This is a genomic window from Flavobacterium ammonificans, from assembly GCF_020885975.1.
Classification (GTDB): domain Bacteria; phylum Bacteroidota; class Bacteroidia; order Flavobacteriales; family Flavobacteriaceae; genus Flavobacterium; species Flavobacterium ammonificans.
This window is the reverse complement of sequence record NZ_AP025183.1, coordinates 749,750-767,334: the sequence shown is the minus strand read 5'-3', so window position 1 is coordinate 767,334 and position 17,585 is coordinate 749,750. Positions and strand designations below refer to the sequence as shown.

Sequence of the window (17,585 nt, the reverse complement as noted above, 5' to 3'; positions counted from 1 at the left end):
AGCCATTTATTGTTTAATGTACAAATAACCTGCTTTTTGTCTCTGTATCCCTTTACTGTTTACGTACATCAAAGTATAAAAATAGGTGCCTTCTGGTAGTTCCTCATTTCTATTTATTGTCGTTCTTCCGTCTGACAGTCCTTTAAAAAGAACATCTTTTTGTCCGTATCCATCTGCTTGATAGACCAATACGCCCCATCGATTGTATATTTCTAGGGTGTTATTTGGATAAAAATCAATGTTTCTAATGATTAGTTCATCATTGACACCATCGCCATTTGGCGAAATAGAATTATAAATTTCTATATCATCCTCAATTACAACTCTAACGTCTAATTGTTGTTCAGGACCTACACAACCATTAGCAGAAATTGCATTTACTTTTATTGTACCGCCTTGTTTGCCAACAATTACATTCAACTGCTCCGTTACAGAATTGCCAATCCAATCCGTTGGTAAGGTCCAATTATAGGATGCCAAGTTGGAGCTTGAAGCTATACTGTACAGTTGAGTTGTTTCTGAACCTACTACAATTGGCCCTGAAATAACTGATGGTAATTCAGGTAAAGGATGTACTTCTATCTTTATTTCGGTACGCTCACTTTCGGCACCGTTTAAAGTTTGACTTACATAACATACCTCTACTCCAATTACTTTAGTATTTGGAATAGGTGCAGTTTTAGAAGCAGAACCTCCTGTTGGACTAGTGTACCAATTAATTTCAGCTCCTGAGTCAGCGTCAACATTGATCGCGGTAGCCGTCTGATTGAAACAAAAATGATACGTATTCCCTTGTAAATTTGGGGTCTTTCTTGGCGCAGGCTTTTCAGTAGATGATTGCAAACACATTGGAACAAAATTTGGGGTATTGGATAATTGTTCTATAATTCGACCTGAAACAATAGTGAACGTTTGAATACTTCCTTTCCAAAAAGCAGGATAGGTAGCTGTATTATCGGTTAAATCGGCATTATTATCAAGAATAATGGAATAGGTTCCGTCAATCAAATCAGCATTAAATGTGAAGTAATGGAGCGCATCTCCATCAGTAGAAGTCACTTTAATTACTTGTCGATTGCTATTCAATAATTTTAAATAAATAGTAGTGCGAGGAAGCCCTTCTTGGTTATCATTTCCTTCTCGACAATTTTTATCCCTGTCATTGTACAAAACTCCTTTGATTTGCATCGTAATTGCAGTACAGCCTTTTACCATGGATCCGGCCATAGTTTCTAAACCTGTAGCTGAAACTCCAGAAACTGTCCCGCCCACAACAATACCGCTTGCAGTACCTGTATAATTGAACCCAACTACTTGGTAAAGCATGCCGTTAAAAGCGGTCGTAAATATACCAGTTGTATTGACTTGAACAAATTGGTTTGTAGTCGTATCTAAAAGGGCATATTGTTTGGCATTTGGAATAGATTCTGTAAAACTAGCATTGGAGATACAATTACCCGGTACAACTTGAACAGCATAAGAAGCTGTTGACCCACAATAGTCTGGAATTTGAATTTGATTGATTGCATTACCCACTACAATTCCAGTAGGATTAACTGTTGGCCCAAACACTAATGCATGTAGCCTATAATTTCCTGCAGCTACCCCTGTAAATTGAGGTGAAACGGTATTGACATATTTGATCTTTTGATCTAATTCATTGACTAAAACATAGACGGTTTTATTTGGAGTTGAAGAATTATTATGCTCATAACCGTTAATATCGGCAGGTGCATAATGCACTAAGCTCGTTGGGTTGGTGTTTTCAATTATACCTACATTTGCCACACAACAAGGCGTAATAACCACATCTACTCGCTGCCCTTCTAAGCTATAGCAGGCATCTGAAGTACTTTTACTCCAAAGAAAAACAGCTCCTGAAGTGTTATAGTTTGTAGTATTACTAATTTTAGCTGTACCTGTGCGACTAGTTGTAGTTCCTGTCCACCATTCATACTCAATTCCTGTTGCGGGTGGTGGTTGCAATGTAGTCAAATCAACAGTTTCTAAAGGACAATTATTTGCAATTGTGGTAGCATTTGGAGCCGCAGAAACCGAAGGATTAACCGTTACAACTACCGGACTACTAGCTACACTTGTACATTGACCATTAGAAACATTAACGGTATAGCTTCCTGATTCAATCACAGTTAGTGATCGACTAGTTGCTCCGCTAATAACATTCCCATCTTTAAACCACTGGTTACCCGAAGTAGCTGAACTCTCTAAAATTACCGAACCGCCTTGACAAAAAGTGGTGGTTGTGGTAGTAGTGATTGTTGGTGTTAATGGCGTTAATGGTTGTTGATTAACAATAACTAAGGTTGCATTGCTATTACAACTATTAAGTCCACTTTTTACTTTAACTAAATAAGATCCTGCAGCAACATTATTAAATATATTACTCGATTGAAAGGTAACTCCATCATCGATACTGTACCTGTCATTTGGATTCCCAGTTGACGTTACAGTAATCGTTCCTGTGCTATTCAAGCAAGTTGGATGATCTATTGATTGGATTACTGGTACATTAGGCTGACTGGTATCAACAGTAACCACAACTTCATCAAAATTGGTACAACCTGAACTGGTTTCGGTAGCTGTTAATCTATATGTGGTTGTCGTTGAAGGATTTGCGTTAGTAATTGTATTTGTAGGGCTAGTCAATCCTGTTGTTGGTGTCCAAGCATAGGTAGCACTTTGACCTTGAATAACCGCACCAATAGATTTGCCAGACGGATTTACTGAACAAGTTTTAGTAAAATCAGCTCCAGCATTGACCAATGGAACCGTTGTAACTACTGAAACCAGTACCGAACTAGATGCTGTACAAGTACCATCTGCTGCTGTAAGTGTATAATTTGTGGTTACTGTTGGATTGGCTACTGGGTTTGAAATTGTTGAATCACTTAAACCTGTCGTTGGGCTCCAAGAATAATTAATTCCACTCACTGCCGTCATTCCTATTTCTTTCCCACTTGGATTAGTAATACAGGTTTTAATAAAAGCTGCTCCAGCATTAGCAACTGGAGAGGCGGTAACAGTAATAGTAGCTGAATTAATTAAATCAATAGTGGTACAAGTTGAATTAGAAGCTTGCACAGTAAAAATATTATCACCAACTGTTAACTGATTAGCAGGTATAGTAAAAGTTAGATCAGAACCGTTTCCTGTTTGAACTGGAATGGATGATACTGCAACCCCGTTTTTCTTAATCAAATAAACTACTTGAGATTGGGATGCTTTTACTTTTATTGTTGAACTGAAACCTTGACAAACATTTGTTGATTCAACTGCCAATGTATCGATTGGGGTTGATTGAAAGATCGTTATCAAATCTGTTAAAAAATCAGTACATTTTGAATTCGCGCCATTTGAGGTTTTGACTCTTAATGTAGTTCCTGCTGCAAATATAAATCCTGAAGGAAAACTAATTGTTAGATTACCTCCAGTACCAGTCCCTGCAAGCCTAGGTATCAATGAATCGCCATTCATTTTAACAATCTCGTAAGTATATCCTGCTTGTGTATTACTAATAGTCACCGTTTTAGTAGCTGGTGTCAAACATAAATTAATATCAGACACTGCTAATGTAACATCCGGATTAGCATCTACTCTTACATCAACGGTAGAGGTGTAAGTTGGCGGATTTGAACAACTTAACGCATTTTTTAGTCTAAATGTTGCTCTATATTTTATAGTCGCTGAGGGACTCAATGTAACAGGCATACCATCAGCTAATACCGTTTGATTTGGATCTGCATCATCTGTCCAAGTAATGTCATACAAACCATTGGTTGCTGAAATCGCTCCCAAAGTAGTTGGACTCATAGGGCAAACTACAGGATCTGAAACAATGGCTCTGGGTTGTGTAATTGTAGAAGATAGAGATACATTTTGATCTACAGAATAACAAGAACTAGCAACTCTAACAAAGTAGCTACCAGTGGATAAATTTAAAAAAGAATGTTCTGTTTTGGTAGTATCGTTTTCTATATGAGTTGCAATTGGTGTACTCGGACTTGTGGTGCTAAACAAACTATAAGTTATTGGATAAGTATAAGTGCCTCCTGTGATTTGAGCACTTATTATTCCTGAATTAGTGCTTGACACATCACATATTGATGCTCCAGTGGAAACAGTAAAATTCTGATAGTCTGGAATTGTAATTTCTTTAAAATAACTGGTAGGTGAAGCTCTTTTTTCTCCAGTTGAATACCCTAAGCCTATGCCATTAAATTGAATAAAATAAGACCCCGAAGGTAAGTTGACAAAGGTTCCCGACCCATTTCCTGTTCTAGCCACAGCTTGCATAAAATTACCAAAACCTCCAGAAGAATTTTTAGCATATAAATAGACGTCTGCTGTTGGTGCCCAGTTTGTTCCAAAAGCAAAACCATTTCTATTCAAGTTAAATGAAATGGAATTAGAATTATTACACCCTTGATTAACAGTAAATGTTGGAGTGTAATTTGCAACATTTGTGTTGGTTGACGTAAACACTCTTGTATTTGAACATGCATCAGTGAGAGTAAATCGATATTGTCCAGGTGGTAAATCATAAATGCCACCTAAACTTCCCGGATCTGAATTCCAAGTAACAAACATTGGGAAGTTATACGTATAAGTTCCTGCAAGGCTTAAGGGTTCGGCTGCAGTATGATTTATTTGAGTTTGTCCATCTGTACGCTCTACTTGTACGGTTACGGGATACTTAATCCCAGAATTAAATATAGGAAAACTAAAGCCTACTGTTCCTGCTATGACAGAAGCTGTCGGGTTAACTGTTACGTTTGCTATTGGATTAGTTAAAGTTCCCGCGTTATAATAATTAACCACAGTATGATATCCATCTGAAACTGTTATTCTGTAATACCCCCCCTGATTTACAGTCCAAGTAGATGAAGCTGATGGTATAGAAGCATTAGGGTCTGAAGACACATTCAAATCATTGGTTGTTAATGCTGGGTCAGGAGAAATATCTGAACCGGATAATACTTGATATACGTCTGGTCCTGTCGAAATTCTTCGTGCAATTTCAACCGAATTGGTTGGACAAAAATATACGTTTCTGTCTACAAAAGGACCCTGTACATAATCTTGATCCCCAAAAATTGAAAACCGCAATTTTAAACCCAAACTACAATCATTATCAACAATTACTCTTGGAGATAAGTTAAACCAATTGTCAGGCATTTGAACAGGGCTAGTTCTTGTAAGAATTCCACATTCCCAATTAAAAGAGGTGGTAATTGACATATTATGAACTAATTGAGGACCATTAACAGCCACAGGGTTATACATAAATCCATTTCTTGCCGGAACGTAGGTTAAAGGATAATCTACGCCCGCTATGGTAATTTTTGCATTTCCTGGTTGTTGTAAAACGGCGAGCCTAGCCGGAGTTAAATTACTCAAATTGATGTAGAAGATAATTTTAGATTGTTGAGGATCAGAGCAATCTCTAATAAAGTTATACGCTCTAAAACCGTAAGATAAAGGAGCTGGCACAGCAGTTGAGGTAACATGACTTTGAGTAACTGAAACCTGACATCCTGCATTGCCATTTACTTTATCAGTAACTTCAATTGTTACATTTTCTCCAGCTCGTATGTTGTTGAATACATGTGTTCTGGCATTACTACTAACTGTTTGAACGCCAAAAGCAGAAGTTAATTTATAGTCAAAAGGGCCTGTTCCTCCCGATACTGTTGCTGTAAATGTACCATTTTGAATATATCCCGAATTCGAAACACTACAAGTAGGTGCAGTACTTGAAAGATTTAAAGTCATGGGAACATAATTTGAGGTGATGATTACAGGATTACTTGCAAAATTAGTAGTTGTAATTCCATCTGAAGTAGCAATATTATATCTTCCCGCTGGCAATGACCCAAAAACCACTTCCCCACCTGTAGATGGAAAGGTTAACGTTTGTGTTTGACTAGGAACAGGCGTATTTGAAGGTCCTGTAACCGGTACCAATGTAGCAAAACGAGTCTCGCAACTTGTTTGTCCCGTTGGAATACTAACTCTAATATCTCCATTAGAAAAGCAGGTTGCATTATTTCTTGTAACTACAAAACTACTTACAGTACACTGAGAATACGTTATTTGAACAATAAATAGAAAAAAAGAAAATAGAAGAACTTTGATTCGAACGATTGAATTCAGGTTATTAAAAAAATTTTTCATACTTGTTATGTTGCAACTCTTATACGGGGGAGAAAAGATATACTGCTATAAATTTGAATTGGGGATTAGGGGTTGTTTTTTTGGGGACGTATTTTAAATTAGTCTATTGATTGAAATAGAATCAACTTTAACTTATCATTCTTTAAAATAATTGTATACATTAAATAAAAGCGGAATCGATTTAATTGTTTCATTTTATTTATATTACTGTGTCTTGACGGTTGTTTAATTTATTATTAAAAGAAAATATTTTGGTTTAGGTTGTATTTAGCTGATAATTAACCCTCCAAAATTTGCGTCTTAGTATTTAAAATGCTTACAAAAATAAAACTAGTTTTTGTAATAAAAGTTGCAAAATCACAAGTTTTTAAAAAATTTTCTGTAAGTTAAAATATAAATTATAAAGAAGATAAATAAAAAAATAAAAATTTGTCAAAACGTATCAAACCGTTTGGAAAAATAAATTAATATAAAACTATAAACCTTTATGAACGAAAATTAAACCAATTTCTACTGTTAATTATAATAAATAATTACTCTGCCGTGACCTGAATTAAAATTTGAAACATTAGAAACTTGTTGACATGAAGAATTTGTCCAAGATGAACCACCACCACCTGATCCTTGAGCATTTCCGCCACCGGCACCACCGCCGCCGCCGAAATAACCAGCACCACCTCCTCCTCCGCCGTTCCATCCAGCACTTGCCCCACCTACTATACCACCTGCGCCACCATTTATAGCAGAACCTGCCGTTGGCAAAGTTGAGTTTCCATCAAGAGGTGTTCCAGCAACACCTCCTACTGTTTGACTTGCACCACCACCTCTTGTGGATATACCTCCATATACTGAAGCTCCATTTAATCCGTTCAATCCGCCTCCGGCACCACCGTTACCAGCAAAACCACTTGTTGGAGTTCCGCCGCCACCGCCTGCTATCAAAAGAGCATTAGCTTGTGTTACTGGAGCAGAAGTAGATATTGCACTCAATCCACCTCCAGCTCTGGCAATGGTCCCAAAACTTGTAGAACGACCTCCATCACCAGCAAAACCATATAACGCAATGTTATTTGTAGGTTGACCTCCTACAGTAATTTGAAGAACATCACCAGGTATAACAGAGAGTAGTGCACTAACTTTCCCACCTCTTCCACCTATATTTGTTCCTGCTGAACCTCCTTGTGCGCCTACCACATCAACAAATATTGTTGTTACACCTGCTGGCACAGTCCAAGTTTGAATACCTCCAGTATAATCAAATCTCACAAAATTGGTATAAACTGGTTTTAATTGCAAAAACTCTGGATTTATTTGCGAAAAAATCGAAAAAGGTATAAAGATTAAATAAATATATTTTTTCATATTATAATCCTTTAAAAAGCAGTATCACCTGATAAATACGCTGAAGTTGAACTTGTCAACATAATTCCAACAGATGAACCTATTGTTCTACTAAAAGTACCTAAAGCACTAATTACAGTAACTCCACTTCCTTGAACATTTACCTGTCCAGCTCCTTGTTGAATAATTTGACAATAAAAACCTGTTGGTAGCGTTGAAGGAATAGTAACGGCAACCGTAGTTGTGCTATTTACAACAATAACAGTACCATAATCTGTTGCCGCTAATTGAAAATCTGCAGTTCTTGTATTTACTGTATTGTATTGCCAAGTTGCATTACCGTTTGCATCAGAAGTTAAAACTCTTCCTACTCCTGGTGTACCTGCACCTGCCAATCGCACTGAACCCGTTGTATGTAATTGTGCTGTTGGGGCAGTTGTTCCTATACCCACATTTCCTCCGGCTGGTTGCAAAACATATGGTAATAAAGCACCTGTTGAATAATTATGAGCTTGAGTAGCAGCAGCTGTAGTCGTTAAATAATGACTAATTGCATTATTATTAATTCCTGATGACGATTGAAAACGAGTTAAGGGTCTAAAGGTCGAATTGTCCATTAAATTAGTTGAAGAACTTGGGATATTTGCAATGTAGGTATTATCATTAACTATTAATCTTGTTAGAGGTGAAGTAGTTCCAACCCCTACATTTCCATTACCAAGCACATTGAATAAAGGTGTTAAAGAACCCGTTTGGGTTGCTCCTGAAGAAATTTCTAAAGCATTAGTCGAACTTGTGTTTCCAGCTACTTTTACTTGTAAACCATTACCATTAGTTGGTTGCGAATAAAAAGATCCTGCAAAACCAGTCCCTGGTGAAGACCAAGTGAATCCACCAGTAAAAGCATTTGTGGAATTTGAACCTTGAATTGCTGATGATGTATTTGACAAAGCACTTATTGGAGCAGTTGTACCAATACCCACGTTCCCATTGGCTTGCCAAGTCATTACATTATTGGTTGCTACACCATCACCATCATTCATGGCTAAATCTAATCTACTCGTTGCATTGGTACTACCACCTGTTGTAACCGCATAACTTCCCAAATTAAATTGCGCAATATTCTCCCATTTGACACCTGGGTTTTGAGGTCGTTGTAATCTAAATATTCCTTCGGTATTTACTGTATTTGTTGCAATAGAGGAATTTACTTGTAATCGAGTAGCAGGGGTGTTAGTCCCAATACCTACGTTTCCAGTTGTATGTTGAATACGCATTCTTTCAATCCAATCATTCGTTGCAAAAGTTATAGGCTGATTTCCTTGTGTATTCAAAGACAATTGTGTTATTCCTGACACTCCTGCTAAATAGGCTGTTCCATCTATTTGGCTATTATAAGTGGAACCTGTATAACTACCCAACCTAAAAGTTCTTGATGAACTAGCAAAGTCTACAGAAGGCAAGCCCGTATTTAATACTACAGAATTTGTATTTGCTGAATTTCTTGCTTTCATATCGCCAACTGTCTCAAACTTACTTGTTGGAGTTGTTGTTCCAATTCCAACATTAGTACCATCATCAAAAATAGAACTGTTTGCTAAAATTTTACTTGGACTTGTTCCTGAGAATTTAGGTACAAAATTTACAGTTCCACTTCCTCCAATTTTTGTGTCTACATACTCTTTATTGGCTGCATCCGTTGCGTTTGATGGTGCGTCGTTAAGTATTATTTTTTTTCCTGCTGGAAAAACCAAGTTTCCAACCATGGTACTTCCTGATAATTTAACAAAGGTGTTATCTAATGCAGCAATATTTGTAGAAATTTCATGCCAAGTAGAGCCATCATAAATAAACGTACGCCCATTGTCATTTGTTGATCCTGATTGACCTGAAACAATATAAATATCAGATCTTACTGGTGTAGTTCCTGTTGTTGGAGTTATTGTAGAACCAGTATAAACATTACCAATTAGAACTGATACATTACCAGTAGTATTATCAGGCAATACTCCGTTTACAGAACGAACCGCTCCCGTTACATCGGTTACTGGAATAGACGATACTGTGGTAAAATTAGCTCCTGTAGTCGCCTGTTTCACATAACCAGCAGTGGTGTTCATATTGGAACCTGTTCCTCCTTTGGCAATAGCTACTATCTCGCCTAATTTAGCATTTGTTACAGCGTTATCTGCTAATTTTTCAGCAGAAATGGCTCCGGCAGAAATTTTTGGTGCTGACGCAGTGGTTCCAGTTCCAGCCAAATCACCTCCCAATTGGATTTTACCTTTCACACTTGATGTAGCTTCAGGAGTAGATGAAGTTGCTATTTGATTATCAACATAGGTTTTTACAGCATTTTGTGTTGGAAACATCAAATTGCTTGTTCCTAATAAAGTATCTGTTGACTTATTTGACGCGTCTTCTTTTGCATTTAATGCTGTTTGAACTGCCGATGAAACTGGTTTGTTTGCATCTGATGTATTATCTACATTGTTTAACCCAACAGCTGTCTTATCTAGAGTTTGCCAAGTTTTGTCACCTCTGAAATATTCAGAGATAGTTCCAGTTGTAATTATAGGTTCTTTAGTTGACAAACCTGGAACAGTTGGCCTATCTGCCGTTCCACTTAAATCGCCTGCTAATTGAATTTTTCCTTTATAAGAAGTTGTAGCGTCTACAACGCCTGAACTTACTTGATTATCTACATACGTTTTTACTGCTTTTTGAGTAGGAAATAAAATATCACTATTGCCCAAACTAGTATCAGTAGATTTATTCGCTGCATTTTCTTTATTGGCTAATCCAGGTACAGTTGGAGCATCTGCCGTTCCACCTAAATCTCCTGCTAATTGTATTCTTCCCTTTTGTGTGGCTGTTGCGTCAGGAGATCCTGCTGTAGCAAGTGCTGCATTTACAAAAGCCGTTGTTGCTATTTGAGTCGTGCTGGTTCCAGCCGCCGCGGTTGGAGCGGTTGGTATTCCCGTAAAGCCTGGTGATGCTAAGGGTGCTTTAGCATCCAAAGCGGTTTGTGTTGCCGTTGAAACTGGCTTGTTCAAATCGGAAGTATTATCGACATTGTTTAAACCTAAATTAGTTTTGGCGCCAGCCACTGTTGCAGCGCCAGTACCGCCATTAACTATAGGTACAATTCCCGAAACGGTTTCGGCTACCTTAGAAGCAAATGCAAAAGGAACCGATGCAAATTTTTGATTACTGATTTCAATAAAATTGGTACAATTCCCATTAGTATCAATTTCAACTTTTAAATTTTTATTGTTGCTATTCCAGATGATTGCATCAAAATTAGCGGCATAGCCACTCACCTGATCGCCATCTCCTACAATTAGGTTCACCATACCAAACTCGTCGGTTTTCACTTTTTGTACTTCTTGATACTCTACACTGGAGTTCGCATCAGAAATACTGAATCGCAAACAAATATTTTTCTCTGCTAAAACTACATTCGGATTGTTATTTCCAGGTAGGATTTCAGTACTTGGATTGTAAATAACCGCTTGATAGGTTATCCCTGAATTTTGGGCGTATACTGAGCTGGTTACTATAAAAACAAAAAGGGCAATAATTTTTTTCATATTACTTTAATTAATACAGTTCAAATGAAATTCCAAATACAATTTGGTGATTTAAAAAGGACAGTTTTTTATCTGTTGAGTTAGTCAAACTAAAACTTCTTGAGTAGTTGTATCCTAGACTAAGATAGCCGTACTCTGATAGATTACATTTTGCTTGAAGACCTAACAACGGACTCATAATAATGCCGTTAAAATCTTTTTGATTGTTTAGGTCGAATTTTGAATTGTTTATTTTTTGCTTTCCTGTCAATAAGGTTGATGTAGTAAATCCTCCTTTTAGTGCAATATCCACATGGTCTGTTTGCACAAAAGAAAATTTAAGCGCATTGGTAATCCCAATGTACTCGGTGTTCCAACTGTAATGATTGGTTTGATTGCCGGCACTGGCATTGAATTGATTCAAATTCAAACCTACAATATAATCCAGGTTATTATCAAATGTCAAACGCTGTACTTTAATCGGTATAGCCAGTCCAATTTCGTAACTGCTTCCTGATCCGCTTTTATCAAGTTTATTTACCGTTTCGGATCCATTGTATCGCAATTGGTAGTTGGTATAATTTTTTCCCGTCAAAAAATAAATTTCTTGAGAATAAACTCCGCTTACTGTCAAAGTAAAGAGTAATGTGAAAATTAATTTTTTCATTTTGATTTTAAAATTTTTGTAGAAAAGTGATGGTCTTTGGTTTCTATTTTAGCAAAGTAAACCCCTTCAGCAAGAAACGCTAATGAGAGCGAGGCTGCTTCTTGATCAATGGCTTGTTTTTCGGAATGAACCAAACGTCCTCTATTATCAAATAGACTAATGATAGCTGTTGTGCCCATATTAGAAGAAAACTTAAAATTTACTTGGTCCACTACTGGATTAGGATAGGCCACAACAGAGATGAGTGTTTTTGTTGGACTGGTAAATTTGGCTTTGCCATAACTTTGGATATACCCTTGGCCTATAGCCATAGTGTTGTTTTTAAAATTTCCAATGGCAGCGTTTGCTTGCCCAACAGATTGGGCAACAATCATTCCATTTGGCAATTTTTGTGTAACTCCCTGAGAAGAAACCACTTGATGGTGGATTTTCTGAGACCAAGTGGTTGTACAAAAGAATAAAAATAAAATAATTTTATGCATAATTATAGCCAATATAAAAGTGTGCAAATTTAGTAAAACTCTCAATATCAATAACCTTCTTAATGAGTTTTAAAAAATCTTAGTATAAATTATTAACAATTTATCTTTTGTTGAATAATTTGTGACTTTTTTTAATAATAACTTTATTTTTTGACCAAAAAACTAGCCGTTATGTAGGCTAGTTCAATCATGGTCAACACTAAAGATTTGGGATCTTTGTCTAGGGGCAACACAATTGAATTATAAATAAATCGTTTTAACTATTTTTTTATTGAATAATAAGGGTATAGTTTCTTTACTATTTTTTCTGGATTTATATGCGGATGTCGTTTTTTCATTTTTTTTATCATAGTATAAAAGACAAGTATCTCGCTTTCGGGCACGATGGGTAAATTTGATTTTCTCCTAAAAAATTTACAAGCCATCTTATTTTCTGTTATTGCTATTTTAGTTTGATACTTCTTCCCTTTTTTATTGGCCAAAAATAAACTGCTAGTTTCATTAAAAAGTTGTGAAATCACAACTTTTTGAAAAAAACAGGATTTTTTTCAATATATTTGTGTTGTTAATCGGCTTTTTAAGCGTTTTAGAGTGTTTTATGTGCTAAAAATAATTGGCTTGAATCTCCGGTTTACATTTACCCAAACCCAAAATCTTTTACCCATGAAATCTCAATCTGACAAAAAAGACCCAAAGCTTGCTGCTAAAGAATCTGACTTTTCTTTTATTCAAAAATTTGCCCAATTTCTTTTTAGCAAAAAATACAAGAAAAAAGAATTTTTACTTCGCGCAGGCGAAATCAACGATCGTATTTTTTATGTAAAAAAAGGTTTGCTGAGAGTGTACATGGTATATGAGGAAAAAGAAATTAACACTTGGTTTGTCAAGGAAAATGAATTTATAAGTTCTGTTAACAGCTATTATAATGAAACTCCTAGCGAAGAATTCATTCAAGCCTTAGAAGATTCTGAAATTATATCGTTCAAAAAAAGTACTTATTCTATGGTGCTCAAACACAATCATAAATTAGCACTTTTTGCTATTAAACAATTGTATATAAAGTTATGCGAATACAGTGATCAATGTCAATATTTACGAATTCTATCTGCTGAGAAAAAGTATGAGTTTTTGAAAAAGAAAAACCCTGAGGTCCTGGAGCGAGTGAGTCAAAAGCATGTAGCTTCTTTCTTGGGCATAGAAACGACCTATTTGAATAAAATAATTGCAAGTCATAAAGAGTGAACTTGTATACTAAATACTAAATACCATGAATATTATCAACCGCGTTATTGGACTTGAAAAATTCTTTAAAAAGAAAGATATTCCCCTTCTTGAACAATTAGCTACGTTGCCTTTCACCAAAAAAATTAAAAAAGGAAACCATATTTTACATGCAGGAGATGTAAACAAACATATTTTTTATGTTCAATCGGGATTGTTTCGTGTGTATTTACTTAATGACGACAAAGAAGTGAACACTTGGTTTGTTAAAGAAGGAGAATTTATTACATCGGTTAAAAGTTTCCACAAACAAGAACCTGCTACTGAATACATTCAGGCATTAGAAGATAGTGTGGTATTGAGCATTCGAAAAGATGTGGTGGATATGGTTTTGAAAAGCAATCATAAATTTGCCTTATTTGCTATAGATGAATTATTCAACAACCTTTGCGAATATTCTGATCAATGCGATATGCTACGTTATATGACATCCGAAAAGCGCTACCTTTTTCTTAAAGAGCGAAAGCCCGAAATCTTAGAACGATTGAGCCAAAAACATTTGGCCTCTTATATTGGAGTAGATAGCACCTACTTAAGTAAAATTGTAAATCAGTTTAAATAACCCTAATTCTATATTTTAAATAATTACATAAAATTAAAAAAAGCCCCTATAATGAATATCGTTGAAAAAGTCCTAGAATCTGGTATTTCCTTTCAAAAAAAAGAACGTCATGTAGTTGAAAAATTGGTTTCTTTAATGTTTACCAAAAAAATTGCTAAAAAAGAAATTCTATTACGTGAAGGAGAGATATGTAAAGAAATCTTTTATGTCCAAAAAGGATTACTACGCGTTTACATTATTAATGAAGGTAAAGAAGTGAATACTTGGTTTGTAAAAGAAGGAGAATTCATTACCTCAATTAGTAGTTACCACAAACAAAAACCCAGCGAGCATTATATTGATGCGCTTGAAGAGGGCGAAATCATTTCTATTAAGAAAACTACTCTTGATTTCATCATGAAAAACAACCATAAAGCGGCCTTATTTGCAAATCATGAATTGTTTGATAAACTCTGTGATTACCAAGAACAAGCAAGTGCCTTACGCTTTATGAGTGCTGAGAACCGCTACAGCTATCTTTTTGAAAAACAAGCCGCTATTTTTTCTCGACTGAGTCAAAAACACTTAGCATCTTTTCTAGGAGTAGACACCACTTATTTGAGTAAAATAATAAGTAAAGAGAAAAAATAAATACAACTAAGAGTTACGAAAAATCAAGACCTAATAGTTCTGAAAAGTCAACTCTGTTTATAAATTTACTATTCAAGTATGTGGTTATTATTGCTTCGTCCTGGTCAGTAGAACTTAAATTTAAAGTAGTGCTTTGTCCAAAACATTTAACAGAGAATACATTTGATTCTACCTCATAATATAAAATTAAATATCCTGCGGCAATACCCGTTTGAAGAATTTCTTGATGACTGAGCTTTTCACTAAAGATAATTGGAATATTTTCTTCGTTAATGATGTACTTTAAAATATTCATTTGTAAAATTTAAGTTTTGTCCAAAAAAACCAAAACCATACCGGCAAGAGGTTAGCCGGTATGGTGGTTGGTTTCCCGTGGCATTTGCGATTGTTGAAACTAAATCGACAATACTAAAGTAAATTGCCACGGGAAATGATTAGAAAAACACTACATGATTTTATTAAAAATGCATACTGTTATAAATGTCCCCACATCTTTTCTAATCATTATTTTTTTAAATTATCAATCTTTTTTTTTAAATCCAACACAAATAAAACTAACTGTTTAGATCGAGTTATGTTTTCTTGATTTTCATATGCCAAAGTAAATTCATATCATTTTAATAAAAGTTGTGATTTTACAACTTTTTGATTTTTTTTAAATTTTTTTTAGATCAGCAACTATTTATTGGTTGATTTAATGTTTATTTTTAATTTAAAAAATTGATTTTCAATTATTTAAATAATTTTAAATATTAGCACCTGCCTGCTGACAACCCTCAAAAAAATTAACTTTTTTCCTGAATTTTTTCAAAAAAGGGTTGTTTTTACATTTCCAATTTAATGTCTAGCTTGAAAATAAAGTAGATTTTTTACTACTCATTCTGTTAGGTTATAAAAAATCAACAAAAAATCAAATCGATAAATGAATCCAATTAAGTTGTACCTTTGTACTGTAAAAGTGTCCCCACTCTTTTCAATTAATGTGAATAACACATTTGATTTCCGTTTTCAATAGTATGAAAACGGATTTTTTTTAACAACTACTGGAGCTATTGTGATCGCATTACTCTTTATCTTTGTTCTTATTAGATTTTCATACATTACAGGTTCAAAAGGCGTATCTCAATTTACAGCATTGAGGTTACACTCATGAATCCTGTTTGATACTACTTTACAATAGAACACACTAATTATGAGCTTTTCTTTTTTAAAAATTTGGATTTATTTTAGTGCTCTGCTTTTTTCAAGCATAGTGTTGGCTCAAAAAGACTTTGCCTATTTTAAAAAAGAACTGGACCTCAGCTTAGCCAAATCTGAAGAGTATTTAAAAATAAAAAACGATCGGATTCGTAGTCTTAAAAATACTATATCCGAATCCTCAACTGCGCAAGTCCGTTATACCATATACACTAAATTATTCCATGAGTACAGATCCTATCAATCTGATTCGGCTCTTGTGTATGCCAGAAAGGCGGTAAATACCGCAACTTTATTGACTAAAAAAGAATTACACCAATCCCAATTTGATTTAGCCTCTATCCTTACCACTTTAGGTACTTATGACCAAGCCCTAGCTGTTCTAAATAGTGTTGAGTCCCAAATAATGCCTACAGAAAAAGGACGTTTTTTTTGGACTAAAGAGAACGTATATGGCGGCTTAGCCAATTATGCCAACGACGCTGATGAGAAAAAGAAATACATCCAGCAATCTAAGTTGTTTCGAACCAAAGCAATTGCACATTTGCCTCAAAACGAAACGCTATACTATATTGCCCTTTCAGGCCAATTGCTAAATCAAAAAAAATACCTGCAAGCCTATCAATTATTGTTTCCTGTTTTTAATAGAACTCCAAAAACTGATCCTAATAGAGCGGTTATCGCTTATATAGTATCGGAAACTTTTCGGTTCAGAAAATCGAAAGAAGAAGAGAAAAAATGGCTCGCTATTTCGGCCATTTCAGACTTGGAATTAGTAAAAAAAGAAAATATTTCTTTACGAAAACTAGCATTATTGTTGCATGAAGAAGGAGAAATCGAAACCGCCTATGAATACACAAAACGTTCTCTTGACGATGCAGTTTTTTGCAATTCTAAACTTCGAACCTACGAAATATCAAAAATGTTACCCATTATTAACGAAAGTTATGAAGCCAAAAACAAGTCAAATCAATCGCAGTTAATTGTCTTTTTGATTAGCGTTAGTATTTTGTCTTTGTTTCTTATTGGTGTTTTGATTTTGCTCTTCAAACAAATGAATAAACTGGCTAAAGCACAAAAAAATGTGGAACAAGCAAATCACCAACTTTCAATTGCAAACCAACAATTACAAGGATTTAACACGGCATTAAATCAAACGAATTCAGCACTTGCCGAAACGAGTTTACTGAAAGAAATTTATATTGGGCGCTATATGGATCAATGTTCCATTTATATTGGAAAAATGGAAGAATACAGTCAAAAACTAAAGGTGATGGCTACGGCAGGAAAAGTAAACGACTTAATCAGTACCGTTAAATCAAAAGCTTTTATCGACAAAGAATTGAAAGAATTCTATTCGCAATTTGATCAAACCTTTGTCCAACTTTTTCCCACTTTTGTGGAAGAGTTCAAAACTTTATTGACAGAACCAGAAACTTTAGTTGTCAAAAAAGGGGAACTCTTAAATCCTGAGTTACGGATTTTTGCCTTGATTCGTCTTGGCATTAAAGACAGTGCTAAAATTGCCGACTTTCTTCGCTATTCTCCCTCCACGATTTATAACTATCGTTCACAAATAAAAAGTAAAGCTAAAGGAATAAGAGAAGAGTTTGAAATGAAAGTAATGAGAATTGGCACTAAATCAGACTAATAAAAGG

Annotated in this window: 10 protein-coding genes; 4 read left to right on the top strand and 6 right to left on the bottom strand. The window is 35.2% G+C overall.

The window, feature by feature from the left end; translation table 11 throughout:
• Positions 1 to 6: 6 nt before the first annotated feature.
• The 5 genes from LPC23_RS03325 to LPC23_RS03305 all read right to left on the bottom strand — a co-directional run bounded on the left by LPC23_RS03325 (position 7) and on the right by LPC23_RS03305 (position 12,257).
• Positions 7 to 6,195 (bottom strand): T9SS type B sorting domain-containing protein, encoded by a 6,189-nt coding sequence (locus tag LPC23_RS03325; protein WP_229331060.1) that lies wholly within the window; start codon positions 6,193 to 6,195, stop codon positions 7 to 9.
• Between the two features lie 516 nt (positions 6,196 to 6,711).
• Positions 6,712 to 7,557, bottom strand: a complete 846-nt coding sequence (locus tag LPC23_RS03320; RefSeq protein WP_229331059.1) for a glycine-rich protein — start codon at positions 7,555 to 7,557, stop codon at positions 6,712 to 6,714.
• 11 nt (positions 7,558 to 7,568) lie between these two features.
• Positions 7,569 to 11,129 carry a beta strand repeat-containing protein gene (locus LPC23_RS03315; RefSeq protein ID WP_229331058.1) on the bottom strand — a complete coding sequence of 1,187 codons (3,561 nt, stop codon included), beginning with the start codon at positions 11,127 to 11,129 and terminating at the stop codon, positions 7,569 to 7,571.
• Between the two features lie 10 nt (positions 11,130 to 11,139).
• Complete coding sequence (locus LPC23_RS03310) at positions 11,140 to 11,775, bottom strand: hypothetical protein (protein WP_229331057.1); 636 nt, start codon at positions 11,773 to 11,775, stop codon at positions 11,140 to 11,142.
• Positions 11,772 to 12,257, bottom strand: a complete 486-nt coding sequence (locus LPC23_RS03305) for a T9SS type A sorting domain-containing protein (RefSeq protein ID WP_229331056.1) — start codon at positions 12,255 to 12,257, stop codon at positions 11,772 to 11,774. The genes LPC23_RS03310 and LPC23_RS03305 overlap by 4 nt, the downstream gene beginning before the upstream one ends.
• A 663-nt stretch (positions 12,258 to 12,920) precedes the next feature.
• Here LPC23_RS03305 and LPC23_RS03300 point away from each other — a divergent pair.
• The 3 genes from LPC23_RS03300 to LPC23_RS03290 are packed head-to-tail and all read left to right on the top strand — an operon-like array spanning position 12,921 to position 14,730.
• Positions 12,921 to 13,499 carry a Crp/Fnr family transcriptional regulator gene (locus tag LPC23_RS03300; protein ID WP_229331055.1) on the top strand — a complete coding sequence of 193 codons (579 nt, stop codon included), beginning with the start codon at positions 12,921 to 12,923 and terminating at the stop codon, positions 13,497 to 13,499.
• Positions 13,500 to 13,524: 25 nt separating this feature from the next.
• Entirely contained in the window at positions 13,525 to 14,100 is a 576-nt protein-coding gene (locus LPC23_RS03295; protein ID WP_229326530.1) for a Crp/Fnr family transcriptional regulator, read from the top strand.
• Positions 14,101 to 14,151: 51 nt separating this feature from the next.
• Complete coding sequence (locus tag LPC23_RS03290; RefSeq protein ID WP_229331054.1) at positions 14,152 to 14,730, top strand: Crp/Fnr family transcriptional regulator; 579 nt, start codon at positions 14,152 to 14,154, stop codon at positions 14,728 to 14,730.
• Between the two features lie 13 nt (positions 14,731 to 14,743).
• Here the strand turns inward: LPC23_RS03290 and LPC23_RS03285 are convergent, their stop codons facing one another.
• Positions 14,744 to 15,025, bottom strand: a complete 282-nt coding sequence (locus LPC23_RS03285; RefSeq protein ID WP_229331053.1) for a hypothetical protein — start codon at positions 15,023 to 15,025, stop codon at positions 14,744 to 14,746.
• 897 nt (positions 15,026 to 15,922) lie between these two features.
• On the opposite strand from LPC23_RS03285, the gene LPC23_RS03280 reads away from it, so the two are divergent.
• Positions 15,923 to 17,578, top strand: a complete 1,656-nt coding sequence (locus LPC23_RS03280; protein WP_229331052.1) for a DUF6377 domain-containing protein — start codon at positions 15,923 to 15,925, stop codon at positions 17,576 to 17,578.
• The last annotated feature ends 7 nt before the right edge of the window (positions 17,579 to 17,585 follow it).